21 protein-coding genes and 1 pseudogene are annotated in these 20,007 nt (G+C 60.1%); 14 read left to right on the top strand and 8 right to left on the bottom strand.

What is annotated here, in order from left to right; genetic code table 11:
• Positions 1–19 precede the first annotated feature (19 nt).
• The 5 genes from HP15_RS01160 (at position 20) to HP15_RS01140 (ending at position 4,964) form a co-directional block, all read left to right on the top strand.
• Positions 20–769, top strand: coding sequence for a LytR/AlgR family response regulator transcription factor (locus HP15_RS01160; RefSeq protein ID WP_014575852.1), 750 nt, complete (start codon positions 20–22; stop codon positions 767–769).
• Between the two features lie 92 nt (positions 770–861).
• Entirely contained in the window at positions 862–1,803 is a 942-nt protein-coding gene (gene hemC / locus HP15_RS01155) for a hydroxymethylbilane synthase (RefSeq protein WP_014575851.1), read from the top strand.
• A complete protein-coding gene (locus tag HP15_RS01150; RefSeq protein WP_014575850.1) occupies positions 1,784–2,593 on the top strand; it encodes a uroporphyrinogen-III synthase in 810 nt (269 codons plus the stop codon). Before hemC ends, HP15_RS01150 begins: the two co-directional genes overlap by 20 nt.
• Positions 2,594–2,601: 8 nt before the next feature.
• The gene (locus tag HP15_RS01145) at positions 2,602–3,726 is read left to right on the top strand and encodes a uroporphyrinogen-III C-methyltransferase (protein ID WP_014575849.1); all 1,125 of its coding nucleotides are present in this window, start codon (positions 2,602–2,604) and stop codon (positions 3,724–3,726) included.
• Positions 3,723–4,964: a heme biosynthesis HemY N-terminal domain-containing protein gene (locus tag HP15_RS01140; protein WP_014575848.1), complete on the top strand. Its 1,242-nt coding sequence runs from the start codon at positions 3,723–3,725 to the stop codon at positions 4,962–4,964. Before HP15_RS01145 ends, HP15_RS01140 begins: the two co-directional genes overlap by 4 nt.
• A 74-nt stretch (positions 4,965–5,038) precedes the next feature.
• Here HP15_RS01140 and HP15_RS01135 read toward each other — a convergent pair whose 3' ends face one another.
• The 3 genes from HP15_RS01135 to rho form a co-directional block, all read right to left on the bottom strand.
• Positions 5,039–6,043, bottom strand: a complete 1,005-nt coding sequence (locus HP15_RS01135) for a 2Fe-2S iron-sulfur cluster-binding protein (RefSeq protein WP_041644898.1) — start codon at positions 6,041–6,043, stop codon at positions 5,039–5,041.
• 1 nt (position 6,044) lies between these two features.
• The gene (ubiD, locus tag HP15_RS01130; RefSeq protein ID WP_014575846.1) at positions 6,045–7,532 is read right to left on the bottom strand and encodes a 4-hydroxy-3-polyprenylbenzoate decarboxylase; all 1,488 of its coding nucleotides are present in this window, start codon (positions 7,530–7,532) and stop codon (positions 6,045–6,047) included.
• A gap of 245 nt (positions 7,533–7,777) precedes the next feature.
• Positions 7,778–9,040, bottom strand: a complete 1,263-nt coding sequence (rho, locus tag HP15_RS01125; RefSeq protein ID WP_008169890.1) for a transcription termination factor Rho — start codon at positions 9,038–9,040, stop codon at positions 7,778–7,780.
• A gap of 364 nt (positions 9,041–9,404) precedes the next feature.
• On the opposite strand from rho, the gene moaB reads away from it, so the two are divergent.
• Genes moaB through HP15_RS01105 form a run of 4 tightly spaced genes read left to right on the top strand, consistent with a single transcriptional unit; the run spans position 9,405 to position 11,936 of the window.
• Positions 9,405–9,977 (top strand): molybdenum cofactor biosynthesis protein B, encoded by a 573-nt coding sequence (moaB, locus tag HP15_RS01120; RefSeq protein WP_014575844.1) that lies wholly within the window; start codon positions 9,405–9,407, stop codon positions 9,975–9,977.
• A 33-nt stretch (positions 9,978–10,010) separates the two neighbouring features.
• Complete coding sequence (locus HP15_RS01115; RefSeq protein ID WP_014575843.1) at positions 10,011–11,225, top strand: molybdopterin molybdotransferase MoeA; 1,215 nt, start codon at positions 10,011–10,013, stop codon at positions 11,223–11,225.
• A gap of 2 nt (positions 11,226–11,227) precedes the next feature.
• Positions 11,228–11,488, top strand: a complete 261-nt coding sequence (locus HP15_RS01110) for a MoaD/ThiS family protein (protein WP_041644897.1) — start codon at positions 11,228–11,230, stop codon at positions 11,486–11,488.
• 1 nt (position 11,489) lies between these two features.
• Complete coding sequence (locus HP15_RS01105) at positions 11,490–11,936, top strand: molybdenum cofactor biosynthesis protein MoaE (protein ID WP_014575841.1); 447 nt, start codon at positions 11,490–11,492, stop codon at positions 11,934–11,936.
• 64 nt (positions 11,937–12,000) lie between these two features.
• Here the strand turns inward: HP15_RS01105 and trxA are convergent, their stop codons facing one another.
• On the bottom strand, positions 12,001–12,327 hold the full coding sequence (gene trxA, locus HP15_RS01100) for a thioredoxin TrxA (protein WP_008169901.1): 327 nt from the start codon (positions 12,325–12,327) through the stop codon (positions 12,001–12,003).
• Positions 12,328–12,620: 293 nt separating this feature from the next.
• Here trxA and ppx point away from each other — a divergent pair, with 293 nt between their 5' ends.
• Positions 12,621–14,147 carry an exopolyphosphatase gene (gene ppx / locus HP15_RS01095; RefSeq protein WP_008169902.1) on the top strand — a complete coding sequence of 509 codons (1,527 nt, stop codon included), beginning with the start codon at positions 12,621–12,623 and terminating at the stop codon, positions 14,145–14,147.
• 6 nt (positions 14,148–14,153) lie between these two features.
• Here the strand turns inward: ppx and HP15_RS01090 are convergent, their stop codons facing one another.
• Positions 14,154–16,097 carry an ATP-binding cassette domain-containing protein gene (locus HP15_RS01090; protein ID WP_014575837.1) on the bottom strand — a complete coding sequence of 648 codons (1,944 nt, stop codon included), beginning with the start codon at positions 16,095–16,097 and terminating at the stop codon, positions 14,154–14,156.
• A 46-nt stretch (positions 16,098–16,143) separates the two neighbouring features.
• Here HP15_RS01090 and HP15_RS01085 point away from each other — a divergent pair, with 46 nt between their 5' ends.
• From HP15_RS01085 to HP15_RS01075, 3 genes are all read left to right on the top strand, one after another.
• Positions 16,144–16,701 (top strand): TIGR02444 family protein, encoded by a 558-nt coding sequence (locus HP15_RS01085; RefSeq protein WP_014575836.1) that lies wholly within the window; start codon positions 16,144–16,146, stop codon positions 16,699–16,701.
• Complete coding sequence (locus HP15_RS01080; RefSeq protein WP_014575835.1) at positions 16,698–17,084, top strand: DUF4124 domain-containing protein; 387 nt, start codon at positions 16,698–16,700, stop codon at positions 17,082–17,084. Before HP15_RS01085 ends, HP15_RS01080 begins: the two co-directional genes overlap by 4 nt.
• 124 nt (positions 17,085–17,208) lie before the next feature.
• On the top strand, positions 17,209–17,925 hold the full coding sequence (locus HP15_RS01075) for an FKBP-type peptidyl-prolyl cis-trans isomerase (RefSeq protein WP_008169914.1): 717 nt from the start codon (positions 17,209–17,211) through the stop codon (positions 17,923–17,925).
• A gap of 95 nt (positions 17,926–18,020) precedes the next feature.
• Here the strand turns inward: HP15_RS01075 and HP15_RS01070 are convergent, their stop codons facing one another.
• Entirely contained in the window at positions 18,021–18,500 is a 480-nt protein-coding gene (locus HP15_RS01070) for an Rsd/AlgQ family anti-sigma factor (protein WP_008169916.1), read from the bottom strand.
• Between the two features lie 100 nt (positions 18,501–18,600).
• Positions 18,601–19,106 (bottom strand): annotated as a pseudogene (locus HP15_RS01065) (disulfide bond formation protein B).
• A 93-nt stretch (positions 19,107–19,199) separates the two neighbouring features.
• Between HP15_RS01065 and HP15_RS01060 the strand changes: the two are divergent.
• Positions 19,200–19,649: a flagellar basal body-associated FliL family protein gene (locus HP15_RS01060; protein WP_008169920.1), complete on the top strand. Its 450-nt coding sequence runs from the start codon at positions 19,200–19,202 to the stop codon at positions 19,647–19,649.
• Positions 19,650–19,669: 20 nt separating this feature from the next.
• Here HP15_RS01060 and rmf read toward each other — a convergent pair whose 3' ends face one another.
• Positions 19,670–19,885 (bottom strand): ribosome modulation factor, encoded by a 216-nt coding sequence (gene rmf / locus HP15_RS01055; RefSeq protein WP_008169923.1) that lies wholly within the window; start codon positions 19,883–19,885, stop codon positions 19,670–19,672.
• Between the last annotated feature and the right edge of the window lie 122 nt (positions 19,886–20,007).

Genomic DNA, 20,007 nt, shown 5'->3' with positions numbered 1-20,007 from the left:
AACGGAACCGAGACAAGACATGACTGATACCCGCAGCGTCCTGATCGCCGATGACGAACCCCTGGCACGGGAACGCATCCGCCGGTTGGTGGAGGCGGTTCCGGGGTATCGGGTCTGTGGCGAAGCTGCAGACGGCGACAGTTGCTTGAAACAGGTGGCGGAACTGGAGCCAGACATACTGTTGCTGGATATCCGGATGCCGGGCATGGACGGCATGGAGGCCGCCAGCAGACTTAGCCAGCTGGCCAATCCACCGGCGCTGATCTTCTGCACGGCCTACGACCACTACGCTATCCAGGCATTCGACGTGCAGGCCATCGCCTACCTGCTCAAACCGGTTCGCAAAGAGGCCTTGGCGGAGGCCCTGGCCCGGGCCGGCAGGGTCAACCGGGTACAGTTGCAGGCACTCAACGGCCAGGCTGCCCACAGCCAGGAACAGTTGGCGGTGCGCACTCACCGCGGCACCGAGCTGATCGATCTGTCGGAAATCCTCTACTGCGAGGCAGATCAAAAATACGTCACCATCCATCACGCCCGGGGCGAAACCGTGTGTGACTACACGCTGAAGGAACTGGAAAACAGCTACCCGAGCACCCTGCTCAGGATCCACCGGAACACCCTGGTGGGGGTTCGCTTTATCCAGGCACTGAGACGGACGCCGGATGGCCACAACCTGGTCGCCCTGAGGGAAGGCCGGGGCGAACTGCCGGTCAGTCGCCGCCATGCCAGCAATGTCCGCCAGTGGCTTCAGGAACATCAGCCGGGCTGAATCAGCAGCGCGCCTGAGGCGGGAGCTGCGGGACTTTTCTGCCGCTACAAGGTAACCTTGGCGGACATTTTTCCGAACCGACAGTGAGTGTCATGTCCAAACGTACCCTTCGCATTGCAACCCGCAGCAGCGCCCTTGCGCTGTGGCAGGCGGAATTCATTAAGGCCGAGCTGGAAAGGCTGCACGACAACATCACCGTGGAACTGGTCAAGATAAAGACCCAGGGCGACAAGATCCTGGACGTGCCTCTGGCCAAAATCGGCGGCAAGGGCCTGTTCGTCAAGGAACTGGAAGAAGCCATGCTGGACGGCCGCGCAGACCTGGCCGTCCACTCCATGAAAGACGTGCCCATGGAATTCCCGGAAGGACTGGGGCTGGTGGCGATCTGCGAACGGGAAGACCCGACCGATGCCTTCGTCAGCAACCACTATGACAACGTTGACGCCCTGCCCCACGGCGCCGTGGTTGGCACTGCGAGCCTGCGCCGGGAGGCCCAGCTGCGGGCCTACCGCCCGGACCTGGAGATTCGCGTACTGCGGGGCAACGTCAACACCCGGCTGGCCAAGCTTGATGCCGGCGAATACGAAGCGATTGTACTGGCCAGCTCCGGGCTTAAGCGTCTGGGCTTTCACGAGCGCATCCGCTACTGCCTGCCCGACACGTTGTCGCTGCCGGCGGTCGGCCAAGGCGCCCTGGGCATTGAATGCCGGGTCGATGACCAGGATCTGCTGGCCATGCTCGAACCCCTGAAGCACAAAGACACCTGGGATCGCGTCACCGCCGAACGGGCTCTGAACCGTCGGCTGGAAGGTGGTTGTCAGGTGCCAATCGCGGCGTACGCGCTTCTTGAAGACGACGATACAATCTGGCTGCGGGGCCTGGTGGGCGCTGTTGATGGCACCCAGATTTTCCGGGTCGAAGGCCGCGCGCCACGGGCCGAAGGCGAACGTCTGGGCCGGGAACTGGCCGAGGATCTGCTGGCTCTCGGAGCCGACAAGGTGCTGGCTGAAATCTATGGCCACACACCAACCTGAGCCCGACCTGAACGGCCGGCGGATTCTGATCTGCCGGCCCGAGCCCGAGGCTTCGCGCCTGGCCAGCCGGTTTCGTGCAGCCGGTGCCGATGTACATATCCTGCCACTGATTGACCGGGAACCTCTGCCGGAAACGCCCGAGCGCCGCACACTCATTCTGAGCCTGGATGAATTTTCCCATGTGATCGCAGTCAGCCCGTTTGCCGCCCGGCTGCTGCTGGAAGAGGTGGACACCTGGTGGCCCCAGGTGCCCATGGGCATCCGCTGGTATGGCGTTGGTGCCGGCACCGCAGCCGTGCTTGCGGAACACGGTCTCAGCCCGCGGCGGCCGCCCGAGGGCTGGACCAGCGAGGCACTACTGGCATTGCCGTCACTGCAAAACCTCCAGCATGAGCGGGTTCTGCTCGCTCGCGGGGAAACCGGACGCGAACTGATCCGCGAAACCCTTGAAGCCAGGGGCGCCCGCGTGACCCTGCTGCCCCTGTACCGCCGCTTTCGCCCTGACCACGCGCCGGAGCGGATCCGGGCCACCCTCGATACCTTTGCTCCGGAGGCCATCGTCGCCCTGTCGGGCGAAACCTTGAACAATCTCATCGCACTATGTGCGAATAGCGGCCATAATCTATACGATAGGTTATTGATTGTTCCCGCAGATCGGGTTGCCGAACAGGCCCGGGCAGCGGGATTCCTAAATCCGTGTATACCAGGAAGCCTTGCCGATAACGACATCGTGGCCACGGTTGCAGCGCAACTTGCCGGCCGGGACGGTGGCTCCGGAAAAGCCAAGTAAGGACGCCCGTGACAGAGACAACGAATCAACTGCCCGCAACCGTTTCCAAGGAACCGCCTGCTCGCCAGAAACTCTGGCCGGTATGGCTGATTGCCATTCTCGCCCTGATCATCGCAATCGCCCTGGCGCTCTGGAGCTGGCAACAGTGGAACAACCACCAGGCTGTCATGCAGACAATCGAGAGCCTGAAGCAGGACACCGCCCAGCTTGAAGATCTCTATGGCGACCGCGGCAGCCAGCAAAGCCAGCGCCTGCAGTCCCTCGAAGAGAAACTGGCAAGCCAGCGAGACCTGATTGCCACCCAGCAGCGCCAGATCGACCACAATGCCCGTGAACTGTTGGAAGCCGGAAACCGCACACGCACGGACTGGCTGCTGGCCGAGGCGGAATACCTTCTGCGCATTGCCAATCAGCGGTTGATGATCGAAAAAGACATCCGCGGAGCCATGTCGGCCCTGGAAGCGGCCGACGAAGTGCTGACTGAATCCGACGACATCGGTGTCTACCCGGTTCGCCAGCAACTGGCTCGCGAAATCCTCGCACTCAAGGGCCTGACCGGCGTTGATCGCACCGGACTCTACCTGACACTGGAAGCGGCCATCGACAGCATTCACCAGCTTACCGACCAGGCCCTGATCAGTGAGAACGCGCCCGGCTTTGTCGTCAGCGCTGCAGAAGGGGAAAGCGCTGGAACCGGCGAAGAACCCGGCGCCGTGGTACAAGCCTGGAACAAGGTGAAAGCAACACTGATGCAGGTGGTGGTTGTGCGCCGCATGGACGAGCCGGTCAAGCCACTGCTCTCTCCCGACCAGAGCGCCTATGCCCGACTGAACCTACAGCTGATGCTGGAAGAGGCAGAGATGGCGGTATTGCGGGGCAACCAGCCGCTGTATGAGCGCGCCCTTACCAAGGCCCGAACCACCATTGACGACTGGTACAACGCAAGCAATCCCCGGGTCACCGCCCTGAGTGAAACCCTGGCTGAGCTGGCCGGCAAGAACGTGGACCCGGAGCTGCCGGATATCAGTCAGTCCCTGGACCTGCTCAAGGAGCGGCTGGCCGGACGCCTCAATGCCAACAACGGTAATGGCGAGGACAACGCCGACGATGGTAATGGAGGCGGTGATTCATGATTCGCCTGTTACTGATCGTTCTGCTGGCGCTGCTGATTGGCACCGGCCTGTCCCTCGGATTGCAATATGATCTGGGCTACATCCGGATCAGCCTTGGCCATTACCTGATCGAAACCAACTTCTGGGTGGGGCTGGGCCTGATCGTGGCCCTGATCGTGCTGACCGTCCTGACCATCAACCTTATCCGCCGACTCAGAACCAGCACCGGCCTGGTGGCGGGCTGGATTGCCCGCGGAAATGAACGCCGGGCCCGACGCCGGACCACCCAGGGTTTGCTGGCGCTGGCCGAAGGCAACTGGCCCAGGGCCCGCAAACTGCTGACATCCTCCGCAAGCCATGCCGACACGCCCCTGATCAATTATCTTGCCGCCGCCCAGGCATCGTTCGAGACCGGTGATCACGAGGCCGTGGATGATCTGCTTCGCAAGGCCTTCGACAGCACCCCCGGCTCTGACATGGCCGTCGGTATTACCCAGGCCCAGCTGCAACTGGCAGGCAACCGCCTTGAACAGGCCCTGGCCACGCTGGTTCGCCTTCGCAAACAGTCGCCCCATCACCCCTTTGTGCTGAAATTGCTCAAAAACACCTATCTGCGCCTGGAAGACTGGCGCGAACTGTCCAGGTTATTGCCTGAACTTCGCAAACGCAGCGTGCTCTCGGAAGCGGAACTCAATGATCTGGAACGCCAGGTCTGGCATAACCTGCTGGAGCGTGCCGCGGAAGATTGCCGGCGCCAGCAGAAACAGGATCCCGAGGCATCCCTGGAACCGCTGACCAGGCTCTGGGACGAATTGCCGGGCTTCCTGCGTCGCGACGAATACACCATAAGGGACTACGCCCGCCTGCTTGCCAGCCTTGGCGACGAGGTACAGACCGAAACCCTGTTGCGCAAGGTGCTGCGCAACCACTGGAGCGATGAGCTGATCAATCTGTACGGGCGGGTGAAGGGCCAGAAACCGGATGAACAGTTGTTGCTGGCCGAACAATGGCTGAAAGACCGGCCCAACAACCCCGAGCTTCTGCTGGCCCTGGGACGGCTGAGCCTTCGCAACGAACTCTGGGGCAAGGCACGTGAATATTTCGAGACCAGCCTGCGGCTGAAGCGGAGCCGGGAGGCACTGGCGGAGCTAAGCCGCCTGAATGCCCACATGGGCGAGGAAGAAGCCAGCGTCAAATTGCTGATGCAGGGGCTGGCCAAGGATAACGGGCTGCCGGAACTGCCAATGCCGAGGGCTTAGCGCCAGGGTGTAATGAAAAAGGGCCAGATGAACGTCTCATCTGGCCCTTTTTTTATTCGACTACACAGGCTGCTTCACGAACGGGGGGCGTACTCCAGCACGTCAGAAAAGAACGCCTCTTCGGGCAGGCCCGCATCTACCAGAGCATCCATTAGTGTGTACACCATGGTGGGCGAACCGCTGGCATGGACCTCCACATTCTTCCAGTCCATACCGGATGCCAGAACCGCGCGAACTAGCTGGTCGTGATGGCCAGCCCAGTCATTATCCTCGTCATCTCCCACCACCGACAGGAACGTGAAGCGGGGCCACTCGTCCTGCCATTGCTGTGCCAGGGCGCGAAGATACATGTCCTCGTGCCGACGAACTCCCCAGTACAGCTTGACCGGTTGGTCGTAGGACGTTTCCCGGAGGTAATCCACCAGGCTCTTCATCTGGGCAAAGCCGGTACCGGCAGCCACCAGCAACAGCGGCCTGGTCGGCACTGACGCCAGGCAGGCCTTGCCATGGGGCAGCTCCACGGTTACGTCGCCACCGGACGTCAGGGCATCAATCACCTTCTGCGCTGACACCCACTCGGGGGTCGCCTGGATATGCAGCTCGATATTCTGGTCCGATGGACTGCTGGCGATGGAAAAGTAACAGGGGTCAGCATCAGGCAGATTGACCGACAGATATTGCCCGGCATGAAACGACAGCTCCCGACGCCGCGGAAGCTGCAGCTCAACGCGATAGACATCGTGACTGATCGACCTTACGTCCACGACCTTTGCCTGAAACTTGCCAGGCTGATTGTTTCCAGCTGCCATAACGGCGGATATCTCCAGTTCCAGATCCGTGAGCGCGATGCTTCGGCACATCATCAAGCGCTCACCGATCTTTATAGTCTGTTGGTTTCGGGTATTAAGCGCGGCGCCCTTCAGTAACCGGGCCTCGCAGATTTCACATACCCCGTTGCGGCAGGCTGCCGGTACCGCTACGCCAGCCCGCGCAGCAGCGCCTAGCAAGTCTGCCTGCGACGCCGCATTGAAGGCGATACCAGAGGGCCAAAGCCGCACCGCCCGATGTTCACTGCCCATATCAGTCGGGGCGCGATGCCGGACTTTCAATGCCCAGGGCATCCCACAGCTCGTCGACGCGTTTTTTCACCTCTTCGGTCATGGCGATCGGCTCACCCCACTCCCGGGTAGTCTCGCCCGGCCACTTGTTGGTGGCATCCATCCCCATTTTGGAACCCAGGCCGGATACCGGCGAGGCGAAGTCCAGGTAATCGATGGGCGTATTCTCCACCAGCGTGGTATCCCGGGTTGGATCCATCCGGGTAGTGATCGCCCAGATCACGTCTTCCCAGTTACGGGCATTCACGTCGTCATCCGTGACAATCACAAACTTGGTGTACATGAACTGCCGAAGAAACGACCATACCCCCATCATCACCCGTTTGGCATGGCCGGGGTACTGTTTCTTCATGGTCACCACTGCAAGGCGATAGGAACAGCCTTCCGGTGGCAGGTAAAAATCCACGATCTCCGGGAACTGCTTCTGCAGAATCGGAATAAAGACCTCGTTCAGGGCCACCCCGAGAATCGCCGGCTCATCAGGCGGGCGACCGGTATAGGTACTGTGATAGATCGGATCCCGGCGATGAGTGACCCGTTCTACGGTGAATACCGGGAAGTGGTCCACTTCGTTGTAGTAACCGGTGTGATCACCGAACGGTCCTTCCGGCGCCATGTCATCCGGGTAGATGAAACCTTCCAGCACGATTTCGGCGCTTGCCGGCACCTGCAGATCGCTCAGCCCCGCCTTGACCAGCTCGGTCCGGCTGCCGCGAAGCAGCCCGGCAAAGGCGTATTCCGACAGCGTATCCGGCACCGGCGTCACCGCCCCCAGAATGGTCGCCGGATCGGCACCGAGGGCCACAGCCACCGGATAGGGTTGGCCGGGATTGCTCTTCTGGAACTCCTGGAAATCCAGGGCACCACCGCGATGACTCAGCCAGCGCATGATCAGACGGTTGCGACCGATGACCTGCTGCCGGTAGATGCCCAGGTTCTGGCGTTCTTTATGGGGCCCACGGGTAATCACCAGTGGCCAGGTCACCAGCGGCCCGGCATCGCCAGGCCAGCAATGCTGCACCGGAATCTGATACAGGTCCACCTGATCCTTTTCGATCACGACATCCTGGCAGGGCGCGGAACGCAGTACCTTGGGGCTCATGCGCATCACCTGCCGGAACAGCGGCAGTTTTTCGATGGCATCGCGGAAACCCTTGGGGGGATCCGGTTCCTTGAGAAACGCGAGAAGCTTACCGATGTCCCGAAGCGCCGTGACGTTATCCTGCCCCATGCCCAACGCTACCCGCTTCGGTGTCCCGAACAGGTTGGCCAGCACTGGCATGTCATAGCCCTTGGGGTTTTCAAACAACAACGCAGGACCACCTGCCCGCAATGTACGGTCGCAGATTTCGGTCATTTCCAGATGAGGGTCGACTTCAACGCTGATGCGTTTCAGCTCACCCAGCTTCTCCAGCTGGTCAATGAAGTCTCGCAGGTCGTTGTATTTCATCGGTTACTCCGTTCAGATATGCCAGTACTACGGAGATCGGTGGTCGCTGGACTGCTTTAAAGCAGTTGGAACAAGCTGCGCGCACGTGGCATGAACGGCGGATCCCGGGAGAACCTCCCCGGACCGTGCATTGCCAGGGATGGCAATGCCGAGCCCCCAGGGATGGGTTCACGGCGTGTCCGGGGAGGTTCTCCCCGGCTCTGCCCGCCCCAAAACCAGAGGCGCTAGTCCTAGCTAGGAAGAGATCAACGACGCTTCATGGACTGGAAGAACTCGTCGTTGGTCTTGGTGTCCTTGAGCTTGTCCAGCAGGAACTCGATGGCGGCGGTATCGTCGTCCATGGAGTGCAGGAGCTTGCGCAGGATCCAGACCCGCTGGATATCCGCCTCGCTCATCAGCAGATCTTCGCGGCGCGTACCGGAGCTGCGGATGTTGATGGCCGGGTATGTACGCTTCTCGGCAATCTTGCGATCCAGGTGGATTTCCATGTTGCCGGTGCCCTTGAACTCCTCGTAGATAACCTCGTCCATCTTGGAACCGGTGTTGACCAGCGCCGTGGCAAGGATGGTCAGGCTTCCACCTTCTTCCACGTTACGGGCTGCGCCGAAGAAGCGCTTGGGTTTTTCCAGGGCATGGGCATCAACACCACCGGTCAGGACCTTGCCGGAGGACGGAATCACCGTGTTGTAGGCGCGAGCCAGACGGGTGATGGAATCCAGCAGGATAACCACGTCCTTCTTGTGCTCGACCAGACGCTTGGCCTTTTCGATCACCATTTCAGCAACCTGCACGTGGCGGGCCGGCGGCTCGTCAAACGTGGAGGCGATGACCTCGCCGCGCACGGTGCGCTGCATCTCGGTCACTTCCTCTGGCCGCTCGTCAATCAGCAGTACCATGACATGGCACTCTGGATTGTTGCGGGTGATGGACTGGGCGATGCTCTGCATCAGCAGTGTCTTACCGGCCTTGGGCGGGGAAACGATAAGCCCGCGCTGGCCTTTACCGATGGGCGCAACCAAGTCCAGGACCCGGGAGGAGAGATCCTCGGTACTGCCGTTACCGGCCTCGAGCATCAGGCGCTCGTCCGGGAACAGCGGCGTGAGGTTCTCGAAGAGAATCTTGTTTCGGGCGTTATCCGGCTTGTCGAAATTGATCTCGCTGACCTTCAACAAGGCAAAGTAGCGCTCACCATCTTTGGGCGGGCGAATCTTGCCTGCGACCGTGTCGCCCGTGCGCAGGTTAAACCGGCGGATCTGACTCGGAGAGACATAGATGTCGTCAGGCCCTGCCAGGTAGGAGGCGTCAGCGGAACGGAGGAAGCCGAAGCCGTCCTGCAGAATTTCCAGTACGCCGTCGCCGTAGATGTCTTCGCCGCTTTTTGCGTGCTTCTTCAGGATTGTGAAGATCACATCCTGTTTGCGCGAACGAGCCAGGTTATCGAGGCCCATCTCTTGCGCAATATCGAGCAATTCGGGCACGGATTTCTGCTTGAGTTCAGTAAGATTCATAGTTTGTTGGATTTTCAGGAATGGAAGTAAACGAGTATTGGAATGACAGGGGTGCCCCTGAACGTATTGATCGTAAAAAAACGCTGAACTTGGTGCTGGCCAGTTGGAGCAACCGGTGTAGATGGAGTCCGGATTTAAGGTACTGAAGCCAGAGAGTGGGAACAACCGTTCGCCGGGCAAGAGCGATCATCGGCCACCTGACTGGCGAATGTCAAGTGCACTGCACAAATTAACAGCAATTTCACGCCAAACCGGCCACAACCGGCCGCTGGCGCCTCCCCCTGATGGGTTACTCCCTTCCATTAAAAGCCCGTGATGGCGATACTGGCGTATAACAACTTTTCAACGATTATGGAGCCCATCCATGAGCAGTGTACCCAGTACCGAAATGAAACCCCTGAACGTTGCCCTGCTGACCGTCTCCGATACCCGTGGGCCTGAACAGGACACGTCCGGGCAATTTCTGGAGGACAGCGTGGTCGAAGCCGGCCACAACCTGGTCGCCCGCCGGATCCTGCCGGACGACGTCTATCTGGTGCGGGCCTTGTTGTCCGGCTGGATTGCCGATTCACAGGTGCACGCAGTGATCATTACCGGTGGCACCGGCCTGCTTGAACGAGATAGCACACCGGAGGCGGTAAGGCCTTTGCTCGACAAAACCATCGAAGGCTTTGGTGAGGAATTCCGCCGCCTGTCAGCCGCCGAAATCGGATCATCAACCGTGCAGTCACGGGCGATGGCGGGAATGGCAAACCACACGGTGATCTTCTGCCTGCCCGGCTCGACCGGCGCCTGCCGCACCGGCTGGGAAGGCATTCTCCTCAGTCAGCTGGACAGCCGTCACACACCATGCAATTTCGCGGGGCTGGTCTTGCGCAAACCCGAGAAGCCAATGTCGCGGCTCAACGAAGTCATTGGACAGCGCGCCAAGCGCTGAGGCAGAAGACATCCCGATCGGAGTTAAGACTTGATGGCCAAGCCAAACCTCACGCCCCTGGAAGATGCCCTGGACCACTTGTTGTCGGAAGCACCGGTGGTTGCGCAGATTGAAACCGTCGCACTGGCCGACTCCCTGGGCCGGGTACTTGCCGAAAACCACTATGTGCCGGCCGACGTGCCGCCGGCTGACAACAGTGCGGTGGACGGATACGCCCTGCGCAAACAGGATCTGCATGGAGACCGGCCAATACCGGTCTCGGCCCGGATTCCGGCCGGTGAAGCGCCGAAGCCCCTGGAACCCGGCACCGCTGCGCGCATCTTTACCGGCTCAGAGATTCCCGAGGGCGCCGACTCGGTGGTCATGCAGGAGCGGATTGAGGTGACGGAATCCGGCATTCTTGTACAGGCTGAAGTAGACGAAGGGCAGAACATTCGCCGCCGGGGGCAGGATCTCACCCGGGGCGATCTTGCTCTGGCAAAAGGTACACAGGTACGTCCTAATGAAATGGGACTGCTGGCCTCCATGGGCGTTGCCAGGGTCGCCGTCCTGGCGCGGTTGAAAGTCGCGATCCTGTCAACGGGAGATGAGCTGGTGGACCCTGGCTTGCCGCTCGGCCCGGGCCAGATCTACAACAGCAACCGCTTCACCCTGATGGGGTTGCTCACCGAAGCCGGTTGCGAGGTCGTTCTGTGCGAAACACTCAGGGACAAGCGCGAGGCGACCCGCGAAACACTGCGGCGTGCGGCCGAGGCCGCTGACCTGGTTATCACCAGCGGTGGCGTATCCGTGGGCGAAGAGGACCACGTGCGTGCAGTGCTGGAGGAGTCAGGCAGTCTGTCGCTCTGGAAGATGGCCATCAAGCCCGGGAAACCGGTGGCTTTTGGTGCCATCGGGGGGACCCCGGTGCTGGGACTGCCCGGCAACCCGGGGTCTGTGCTGGTCACTTTCCTGATGGTGGGCGTGCCCTATATCCGGAAACGCCAGGGGCGCAACCCGAAACCTCTCTCGGGCGAGCGGATACCGGCAGACTTTACCATTGACTCGCCGTCGATACGCCGGGAGTTCGTCCGGGCCCGCAAGGAATCCCGGGGATCCGGGCCGGTGGTGGCCGCATATCCCAACCAGAGCTCCGGCATCCTGAGCTCTACCTGTTGGGCCGAAGGCCTGGCCGTGGTGCCTGAAAACAGCACCGTCAGCCCCGGCGACCTGCTAACCTACTACTCGTTTGCGGAACTGTTGAGCTGACCATGAGTGATAACACGATTACAGTGCGCTTCTTCGCCCGTCTGCGCGAAGACCTGAAAACCGATCAGCTGGCTATCGACGCCAGGCCTGGCCTCACAGCGGGCGATGTACTTGCGGAGCTAGCCAGCCAGGGCGGCCCCTGGGATCAGTTGCAGGGCGACCAGCCGGTTATGATTGCGATCAACCAGGCCATGGCGAAACCGGGCTCTGAGGTGAAAGCCGGCGACGAGCTTGCCTTTTTCCCGCCGGTCACCGGAGGTTGAGATGATTTCGGTCCAGTCTGACGATTTTGATGTGGCCGCTGAGTACGCGGCGCTGCGTGACAGTGGCGCCGGCACCGGCGCCATTGCAACGTTTACCGGCCTGGTGCGGGACAGCGGTGACTTGCAGGGCGTTACCGGGCTTTACCTGGAACACTACCCCGGAATGACCGAACAGGTGATCCAGGGGCTCATTGATGACGCCTCGAAGCGCTGGGATGTGCGCAAGGCCCGGGTGATTCACCGGGTGGGCAGGCTGGCGCTGTGCGACCAGATTGTCTTCGTCGGGGTGTGCAGCGCCCACCGTGGGGACGCGTTCGCGGCCTGCGAGTTCATCATGGACGCCTTGAAGACATCCGCTCCGTTCTGGAAAAAGGAAATCACCTCAGACGGGGAGCACTGGGTGGAACAGAAAGAATCCGATCGGGCGCGCTCCGAGGACTGGAAGTAACTGGCCATAAAAAAACCGCCCGTGAGCCTGGGCTCAGGGGCGGTTTCTGGTGACCTGCCTGCAATCAGAGATTGCTGTCCAGGAAGGCTGCCAGCTGGGATTTGGAGAGTGCGCCGACTTTCGTGGCGTCCACGTTGCCGTTCTTGAACAGCATCAGGGTGGGGATACCGCGGATGTTGAACTTCGGCGGGGTCTGCTCGTTCTCGTCAATGTTGAGCTTGCAGACTTTCAGTTTGCCGTCGTATTCGTCGGCAATCTCTTCAAGCACCGGGGCAATCATCTTGCAGGGGCCGCACCACTCTGCCCAGTAGTCCACCAGAACGGGGACGTCGGACTGCAGTACATCCTGCTCAAAAGAAGCGTCGGTTACATTTACGATATTTCCGCTCATTACCTTTTCCTGATTCATGCACTACTGCTGCACATCGGCATGTCCCTTTAAGGGAATAACCTGCCGGGCACAGGTGCGGTTGACTGTCGCTGAAGGCTGTCCGGGTTATACGGACAACCTTTCACCCAAATCACGGTAAGACATACTTTACGCGATTGATCAGCCGGATGTGAAGCGGTAAGAACCGATCCAGGCCTGACCCTCGTCAAATGCGCGATTTTCCGGTTACTGACAGGCCTGAGGGATTTCGCTTATAGTACCCCGCACGTTCATCTCAAAAGGATTCCGACCACGTGACGGCCGCATCCACCGCCGAAAACGCTGCCGCCTCATCCGAGGTACTCGCAGCCATCGACATGGGCTCGAACAGCTTCCACATGGTGGTTGCCCGACTAGTGCATGGGGAAATCCGGACCCTCGAGAAGATGGGAGAAAAGGTTCAGCTCGGCGCCGGGCTGGACCAATACAACCGGCTCACTGAAGACGCCCAGGAGCGGGCCCTCGCCTGCCTGGGACGCTTCGCTCAACGGCTCAAGGGCATGCCGCCAGAGGCGGTGCAGATTGTCGGCACCAACGCGCTTCGCGTGGCCCGCAATGCCCATCAGTTCATGGCCCGGGCCGAAGAAGCGCTGGGCTATCCGGTAGAGATTATTGCCGGCCGCGAGGAAGCACGCCTGATCTATCTGGGGGTTTCCCATACCCTCTCCGACGATATCGGGCGTCGACTGGTTATTGATATTGGCGGTGGCAGCACCGAATTCATCATCGGCCAGCGGTTTGAACCCCAGGAGCTTGAAAGCCTCCACATGGGCTGCGTGTCGTTCCGCAACCGGTATTTCCCGGACGGCAAGATAACCAGGCGGCAGATGGACAAGGCAGTGACCCACGCAGAACAGGAACTGCTCAACATCCGCCAGCATTACCGCTCCGTGGGATGGCAAAGTGCGGTGGGCTCATCCGGCTCGATCAAAGCCATCGCCAGCGTATTGGCAACCCTGAAGATCACCGACGGCACCATTACCCTCGCCGCCATGCAGGAGCTTCGCAAGCGGCTGGTGGACATGGGTAAAACAGAAAAACTGGGAGATCTGGGCGTACGTTCGGACCGCCAGAGCATCTTCCCGGCCGGATTTGCCATCCTGATGGGGGCATTCCAGTCCCTTGGTATCAAGGACATGGCGTTCGCCGATGGTGCTCTGCGGGAAGGTCTGCTTTACGACATCGTCGGACGAATCCAGCACGAGGATGTCCGCGAGCGAACCATTTCTGCACTTCAGGAACGTTACCACGTTGACCAGGAACATGGCGCTGCCGTTGAGGAGACTGCCGTGGCAGCATGGCGTCAGGTTGCCGACGCCTGGGCCCTGAACACCCCGGCAGATGAAGAAGTACTGCGCTGGGCCTGCCGACTGCATGAGATCGGCCTGACCATTTCCCATAGCCAGTACCATAAACACGGCGCCTACCTGTTGCGCTACTCGGATCTGCCCGGCTTCACCCAGCAGTTCCAGCGCGACCTGGCCACCCTGGTGCGCGGCCACCGGAGAAAATTCGCCTCGGCAATCTTCGAGGGCCTGGACCCGGAAGACATTGCCAGGCTGCGTTACCTCTGCGTGCTGGTGCGCCTGGCGGTTCTGATTCAACACCCACGCAACATGGAGCCGCCTCCGGCCTTCACCCTGACGGCACACAAGGACAAGCTGGTGCTGGAGTTTCCGTCAGGTTGGCTGGATGACAGGCCACTGACCCTGGCTGACCTGGAAAACGAACGGGACTATCTCGCCAAACAGGACTTTGTTCTGGAACTGAACGGCGGCTGAGAGCACTCAGCCAGCCAACTCGGCCTCCAGGGACTCCACCTCTTCGCTAACTTCAAGCCACTGCGCCTCCACCTCTTCCAGGCGGGCGGTTGCGGTGGCCTGCTCCGCCAACAACTCTTTCAGACGGGTCTTGCCGCTGTCGTCGTAGAGGTCAGGGTCGGATAGCTGCTCTTCCAGAGCTGACAGCTTCTGCTGAAGCTGGTCCATTTCCTTTTCCAGCGCACTCTGTTTTTTACGGTAGGGGCTGAGTTTCTGGCGAAGAGCCGCCTCTGCCCGCTTGCGCGCCTTCCGATCTTCGGCACTCTCGCCCACCGCCTCAGCGGCCTCGGGCGCCCCCTCCTGGCCGACCGGCACTCTTCTAGGTGCCTCGGTTTCGTCTTTCCGGCGGTCCGCCAGCCAACGCTCGTAGTCTTCCAGATCGCCCTGGTACTCCGTTACCCGACCATCATTGACCAGCCAGAACTCGTCCACGGTGTTCCTGAGCAAGTGCCGGTCGTGAGAAACCACCACGATAGCGCCGTCAAAGTTCTGCAGCGCCATGGTCAGAGCCTGGCGCATTTCCAGATCCAGGTGGTTCGTGGGCTCGTCCAGCAGGAGCAGATTAGGTCTCTGCCATGCGATCACGGCCAGCGCCACGCGGGCCTTTTCGCCACCGGAAAACGACCGGATGGCACTCAGGGCTTCATCGCCATGAAAATCAAAGCCACCAAGGAAATTCCGTATACTCTGCTCTGACGCCTTCGGGGAAAGCCGCTGAAGATGCAGGAAAGGGCTGGCATCCAGATCCAGGGATTCCAGCTGATGCTGGGCAAAGTAGCCGATGGCCAGATGCTCGCCACAGGTACGATCACCAGACATCAACGTGCCCTCACCCCGGAGTGCATCCATCAGGGTGGACTTGCCCGCACCATTGGGACCCAGCAGCCCGACCCTGCTGCCCGGCAACAGGGTCAGGTTAATGCCGTTCAGGATTGCAGTACTGCCGTGCCCGGCCTTGCCATTGCGTATCGACAACAGCGGATTGGAAACCTTCTCGGCCACCGGAAACTCGAAGCTGAACGGCGAATCAATATGGGCCGGGGCAATGCGCTCCATCCGCTCCAGAGCCTTGACGCGGCTCTGGGCCTGACGGGCCTTCGTGGCCTTGGCCTTGAACCGATCGATGAACCGCTGGATTTCGGCGATCCTGGCCTGCTGGCGTTCAAAACCGGCCTGCTGCTGGGCCAGACGCTCACTGCGCTGGCCCTCAAAGGCTGAGTAATTACCCGTATACAGTTCCAGGTTACGGCGATCGAAATGCACGACATGGGTAGCGACCCGATCCATGAAATCGCGGTCGTGGGAGATAAACAGCAGGGTCCCGGGATAGCGCCGCAGCCAATTCTCAAGCCACAGACAGGCATCCAGATCCAGGTGGTTGGTGGGCTCGTCCAGAAGCAGCAGATCGGACGGTCGCATCAGGGCCTGGGCCAGGTTCAGGCGGATTCGCCAACCACCGGAAAACGCCGATACCGGCCGGTTCGCGTCCTCGTCCGAGAATCCCAGCCCGCGCAGCAAGGCCTCGGCCCTGCGGCCGGCAGACCACGCCTCGTGCACATCCAGCTCGCCGTGTATGCGGGCAATGGCATGATCGTCACCTGCGGCCTCGGCCCTGGCAAGCTCACCTTCCAGGCGGCGCAAATCCAGGTCGCCATCAAGAACAAAATCCCTCGCGCTGCGCTCGGTGGCTTCGACCTCCTGCGCCATGTGGGCAATTCGGCAACCACCCGGCAGAGAGACCGCGCCCTGCTCTGGTGCCAACTGGCCCAGCAAGAGCTGGAAAAGACTGGATTTGCCGGCACCATTGGCACCGACGATCGCGACACGCTGGCCGGGTTGCACCGTCAGGCTGACGGATTCTAGCAACCAGACGCCGCCCCGTTGTAAACTGAGATCGGTTATCGTTAACATGCTTTCATTTTATCAACGTAAAGTGTTCAGGGAAGGCACAGCGCCTATGTCGGTCCGCTCGGCGACCACCCCGGATTTTTCGACACCGCCGCTGGAACTTCCGGCAGATCTGGAACCGGACAACCCGCTCTGGCGTTTTGCCCTGGCGTTCTGGAAACGTCCGGATGTCCAGAACAGCTGCCTGGCGCTTCAGAATCAGGGCTGGAGCGTAACGCGGATTCTCGGTGCGGCCTGGCTTGCACTCTCTGGCAGGGTCTTCGCCGGGGTCGAGGACGCTACGGTAACAGAGTGGCGCGACCGTGTAACCGTTGCCCTCCGGAGCGCGCGGAAATCGCTGCCCGGCAGCGCCGACAACTGTCAGAAGCTTCGCACCGGCATCGCCGGCCTGGAGCTTGAAGCCGAACAGATTGAACTGGCCCTGAGCTGGCGAACGCTAATGACCATTAACCCGGAACACGCAGACATGCAGGGACGCGACGCACTGATCATCAACAATCTGTTTGCGGCAGCACCGACCTTACCCGTTGAGGACGATGCAAGGCCCTTGCTGAATACACTGGCCGATACTCTGGCCCACTTTCCCAACGGAGACCATCAGCCATGATGATGAAATGGCTCATACGGCTCTCGTTCCCGGCTCTCGGGTTATTGCTGTTGCTGATTTTCTTCGGTCTGAACGACCCGGAGCAGGTCTCCGAACCTGTGGCAGAGCACGAGCAGCCCGAGATTCCCGCGTTTGAAGGACTGGTTCCGTCCCCGATCCCCACCGAGGGCCCCGAAATCGTGTTCAAATGGCAGGATACCGACGGCAACTGGCACTACGCTGACCAGCCGCCCGAACAGGGCCGCTGGAATACTCTCGCTATCGAGCGGCGTGACAAGGCCTTCCCCCGGATTCAGCCGCAGGAGCCGGAAACAGACTGGCAATCTCCCTACAGCGCACCTTTCTCCCTGGGTCCCTCCGCTGCCGGTACCAACGGCAGCTGAGCTGACACGTCCGGTTTCTTAACACATGTTCAGTGGCATCTGATGCCGGAACCCGTTACCATCTGCGTTCTGACAAACACAACGCGGGGCCCTGCCCCAAGCACCGACGTTAAAGGATAATGCAATGAAGAAAACGCTCCTTGCACTGGCAGTGACCGGCCTCGTGGCCGGCTGTTCCACACCCCCCGAAGCCCCGGAACAACCGAAACTGGATTCCACCGATCAGAAAGTGAGCTATGGCATGGGCCTGGTTCTCGGTGAGCGCATGGGTAACGACCTGCCGAATCTGCAGATGGACCAGTTCCTCCAGGGCATCCAGCACGGCCACGCCGGCGATGAAGAAGCCAAGCGCATGAGCCGCGAGGAAATCCAGCAGGCTCTGATGACCTACCAGCAGCAGCTGCAGGAAGAGCAGGGCAAGCAGATGGAAGAATTGGCCCAGAAGAACCTGGATGCCGGCGAAGCCTTCCTTGCCGAGAACGCAGAGCGTGAAGGTGTGGAAACCACTGAATCCGGCCTGCAATACGAAGTACTTGAGCAGGGTGACGGCGAAAAGCCGGCAGCAACAGACACCGTTCAGGTGCATTACACCGGTGAACTGCTGTCCGGTGAAGTATTTGACAGCTCCCGCGAGCGCGGTGAGCCGGTTACCTTCGCCCTGAACCAGGTGATTCCCGGCTGGACCGAGGGCCTGCAGCTGATGAGCGAGGGTGCCCGTTACAAGCTCTACATTCCGTCCGATCTGGCCTACGGCCCCGGCGGCAACAGGGCGATCGGCCCCAACGAGACCCTCGTGTTTGATGTCGAGCTACTCGAGATCAACCCTGGCTCCGGAGACTAAGCGCCAGAACAGGCAGCTGTCAGTTCTGAGGCTGCCACACGAAAAAGCCCCAGCCGGCGATGCCGGACTGGGGCTTTTTTTGATTCAGGGATTTCTCAGGCAGAGGCTACTTTGCCGGCATGGGCATTGTGCAGATGCTCGATCAGGAAATCCTCCATCTCGAACCGGGTCTCCAGAGTTTCACCCAGCTTCGACAATTCACCGAACAGTTCTTTGACATCCTCTTCGGACAAATCCCGGCCATCCAGCCGGTCATTGAAGTTAAGGGCAACCTCGGTGGTTTGCTCAATACGGGGATAAACCTTGGCAGCCAGCTCCAGCCCGCCATCGTTAAATTCCCGGGCCTCTCGCACCAACTGCTCGTAGATCTCGAAATGACCGGTAGACACGTAATCCACCAGAACTTCACACAGGCGTACGAATTTTTCTCTCAATGCTTCGGTCTGCGAGAAGTCGCTTTCTCCGGACAGGTCGCAGTAATGCACCAGAAGCTCCTGACGCTCCTTGAGCCAGCGATCAATCAGCTCGCTGACGCCGCCCCAGCGCTCCCTGGCATTTCGGCAATTTTCCAACATGACGCCTGTTCTCCGCTTGTCTTGACTACTTCTGTTTCGGTTTTGATTTTTATTAGGTTTGGATCAAGTTACCCCATGGCTGCGGTTCCCCGCAACCGTTTCAGCCTCGAATCCATTCCCGGGGTTTTTGCCGGCGAAACATCAAAACCAGACCGGTGATGACAAGCAGCGAGAAAAGACAGCAGTCCAGCCTGGAATGCTCAAACCCAGGAATCGCCAGACCACTTCAGCGCAGTCCCCGGTGCCCTGGAGCGCGGTAGACAGAACCTCGAACCACGGCAGAACGTCCAGCATGTAGTCCACCGAAGGCCCGCATGCCGGCACCTGGTCCGCCGGCAGGCTCTGCAGCCACAACTGCCGCCCGGCGACACCCAGCCCTGCTCCGGCGGTCAGCACCAGCAGGAACCCATAGATCCGAACGCCGAATCCGGTAGGGCCATGGAGAAAGGCCAGGAAACTGACCAGACCGGCACCCATGAAACCGAAGCGCTGTAACCAGCAAAGCGGGCAGGGCTCAAGCCCCATCACATGCTCCATATAAAAGGCCACACCTAGGAGTGCGGCACATACAAGGAAAATAAGCCCGAAAACCCATCTGCTGGTCAAAAGAACACCTCGAATCGTGAATTGAAACTGCAAGCGGCCACAGGGCCTGCTATTCTCGTCACTTAACCCTAAACCACGATCAACTTCAAGCCTATGACACGCCAGCCAAAATCTGTTCTGACGCTTCTTTTTCTATTGTTTGCAACGATCTCTTTGCCGGCCGTTTCCCAGGAAGAGGAAAATGCCGAAGAGGAGGTGGCCGAAGAAGAAAACAGCTTTACCGACTACATCAGCATGGATCCACCGTTCGTGACCCACGTGGGTACGCCCGGCAACAAGCCAACCTATCTGAAAGCCGCGGTCAGTCTGCGGGCAAACAGCGCGAGCGCACGGCCTGCCGTGGATGCCCACATGCCCCGATTGCGACACGAACTGGTCATGCTGTTTGGTGAGCAAACGGATACCGATCGCCTCACCTCAATGGAAGGCCAGGAGGCGCTGCGCGAAGAAGCCAAACAGCGAATCAATGCGGTTCTGGAAGAGCAGCAGACCGGCGAAAGCATAGCCGGCGTGCTGTTTACGGAGTTTGTCGTGCAGAAGTGAAGCTGGAACCGGCCAGTGGTTCAGGCGATCCGCGAGAACAGATCATCTGACTGGTCGCGGTCATCACGGGCCACCTGATCGGCATCATCCCAACCAGCTTCCCAGGCCGCAATAACGACGTCACCACGATAGGGGCAGCGGGATTTGTCCATGCCCATGTTGGCCGCCATATAGCCCTGACGGTAAGCCTTGTTCAGGGCTTCCACGTCCCAGCCGAGTTTGATATCCCTTGCCATCGCAATCCCCTCCCGATCCTGATGTTACAAAAATTAACAGCCGGACCGGAGGGAGACAAATCTTTGTTCGGTTTCTGTGCGTCAGGTCCGCAGACTCCTGCGACGCCTCCCGAACCCAACGC

Origin of the sequence: Marinobacter adhaerens HP15 (genome assembly GCF_000166295.1) — a bacterium.
Taxonomy (GTDB): Bacteria; Pseudomonadota; Gammaproteobacteria; order Pseudomonadales; family Oleiphilaceae; genus Marinobacter; species Marinobacter adhaerens.
This window is presented reverse-complemented; position numbering and strand designations above follow the sequence as displayed.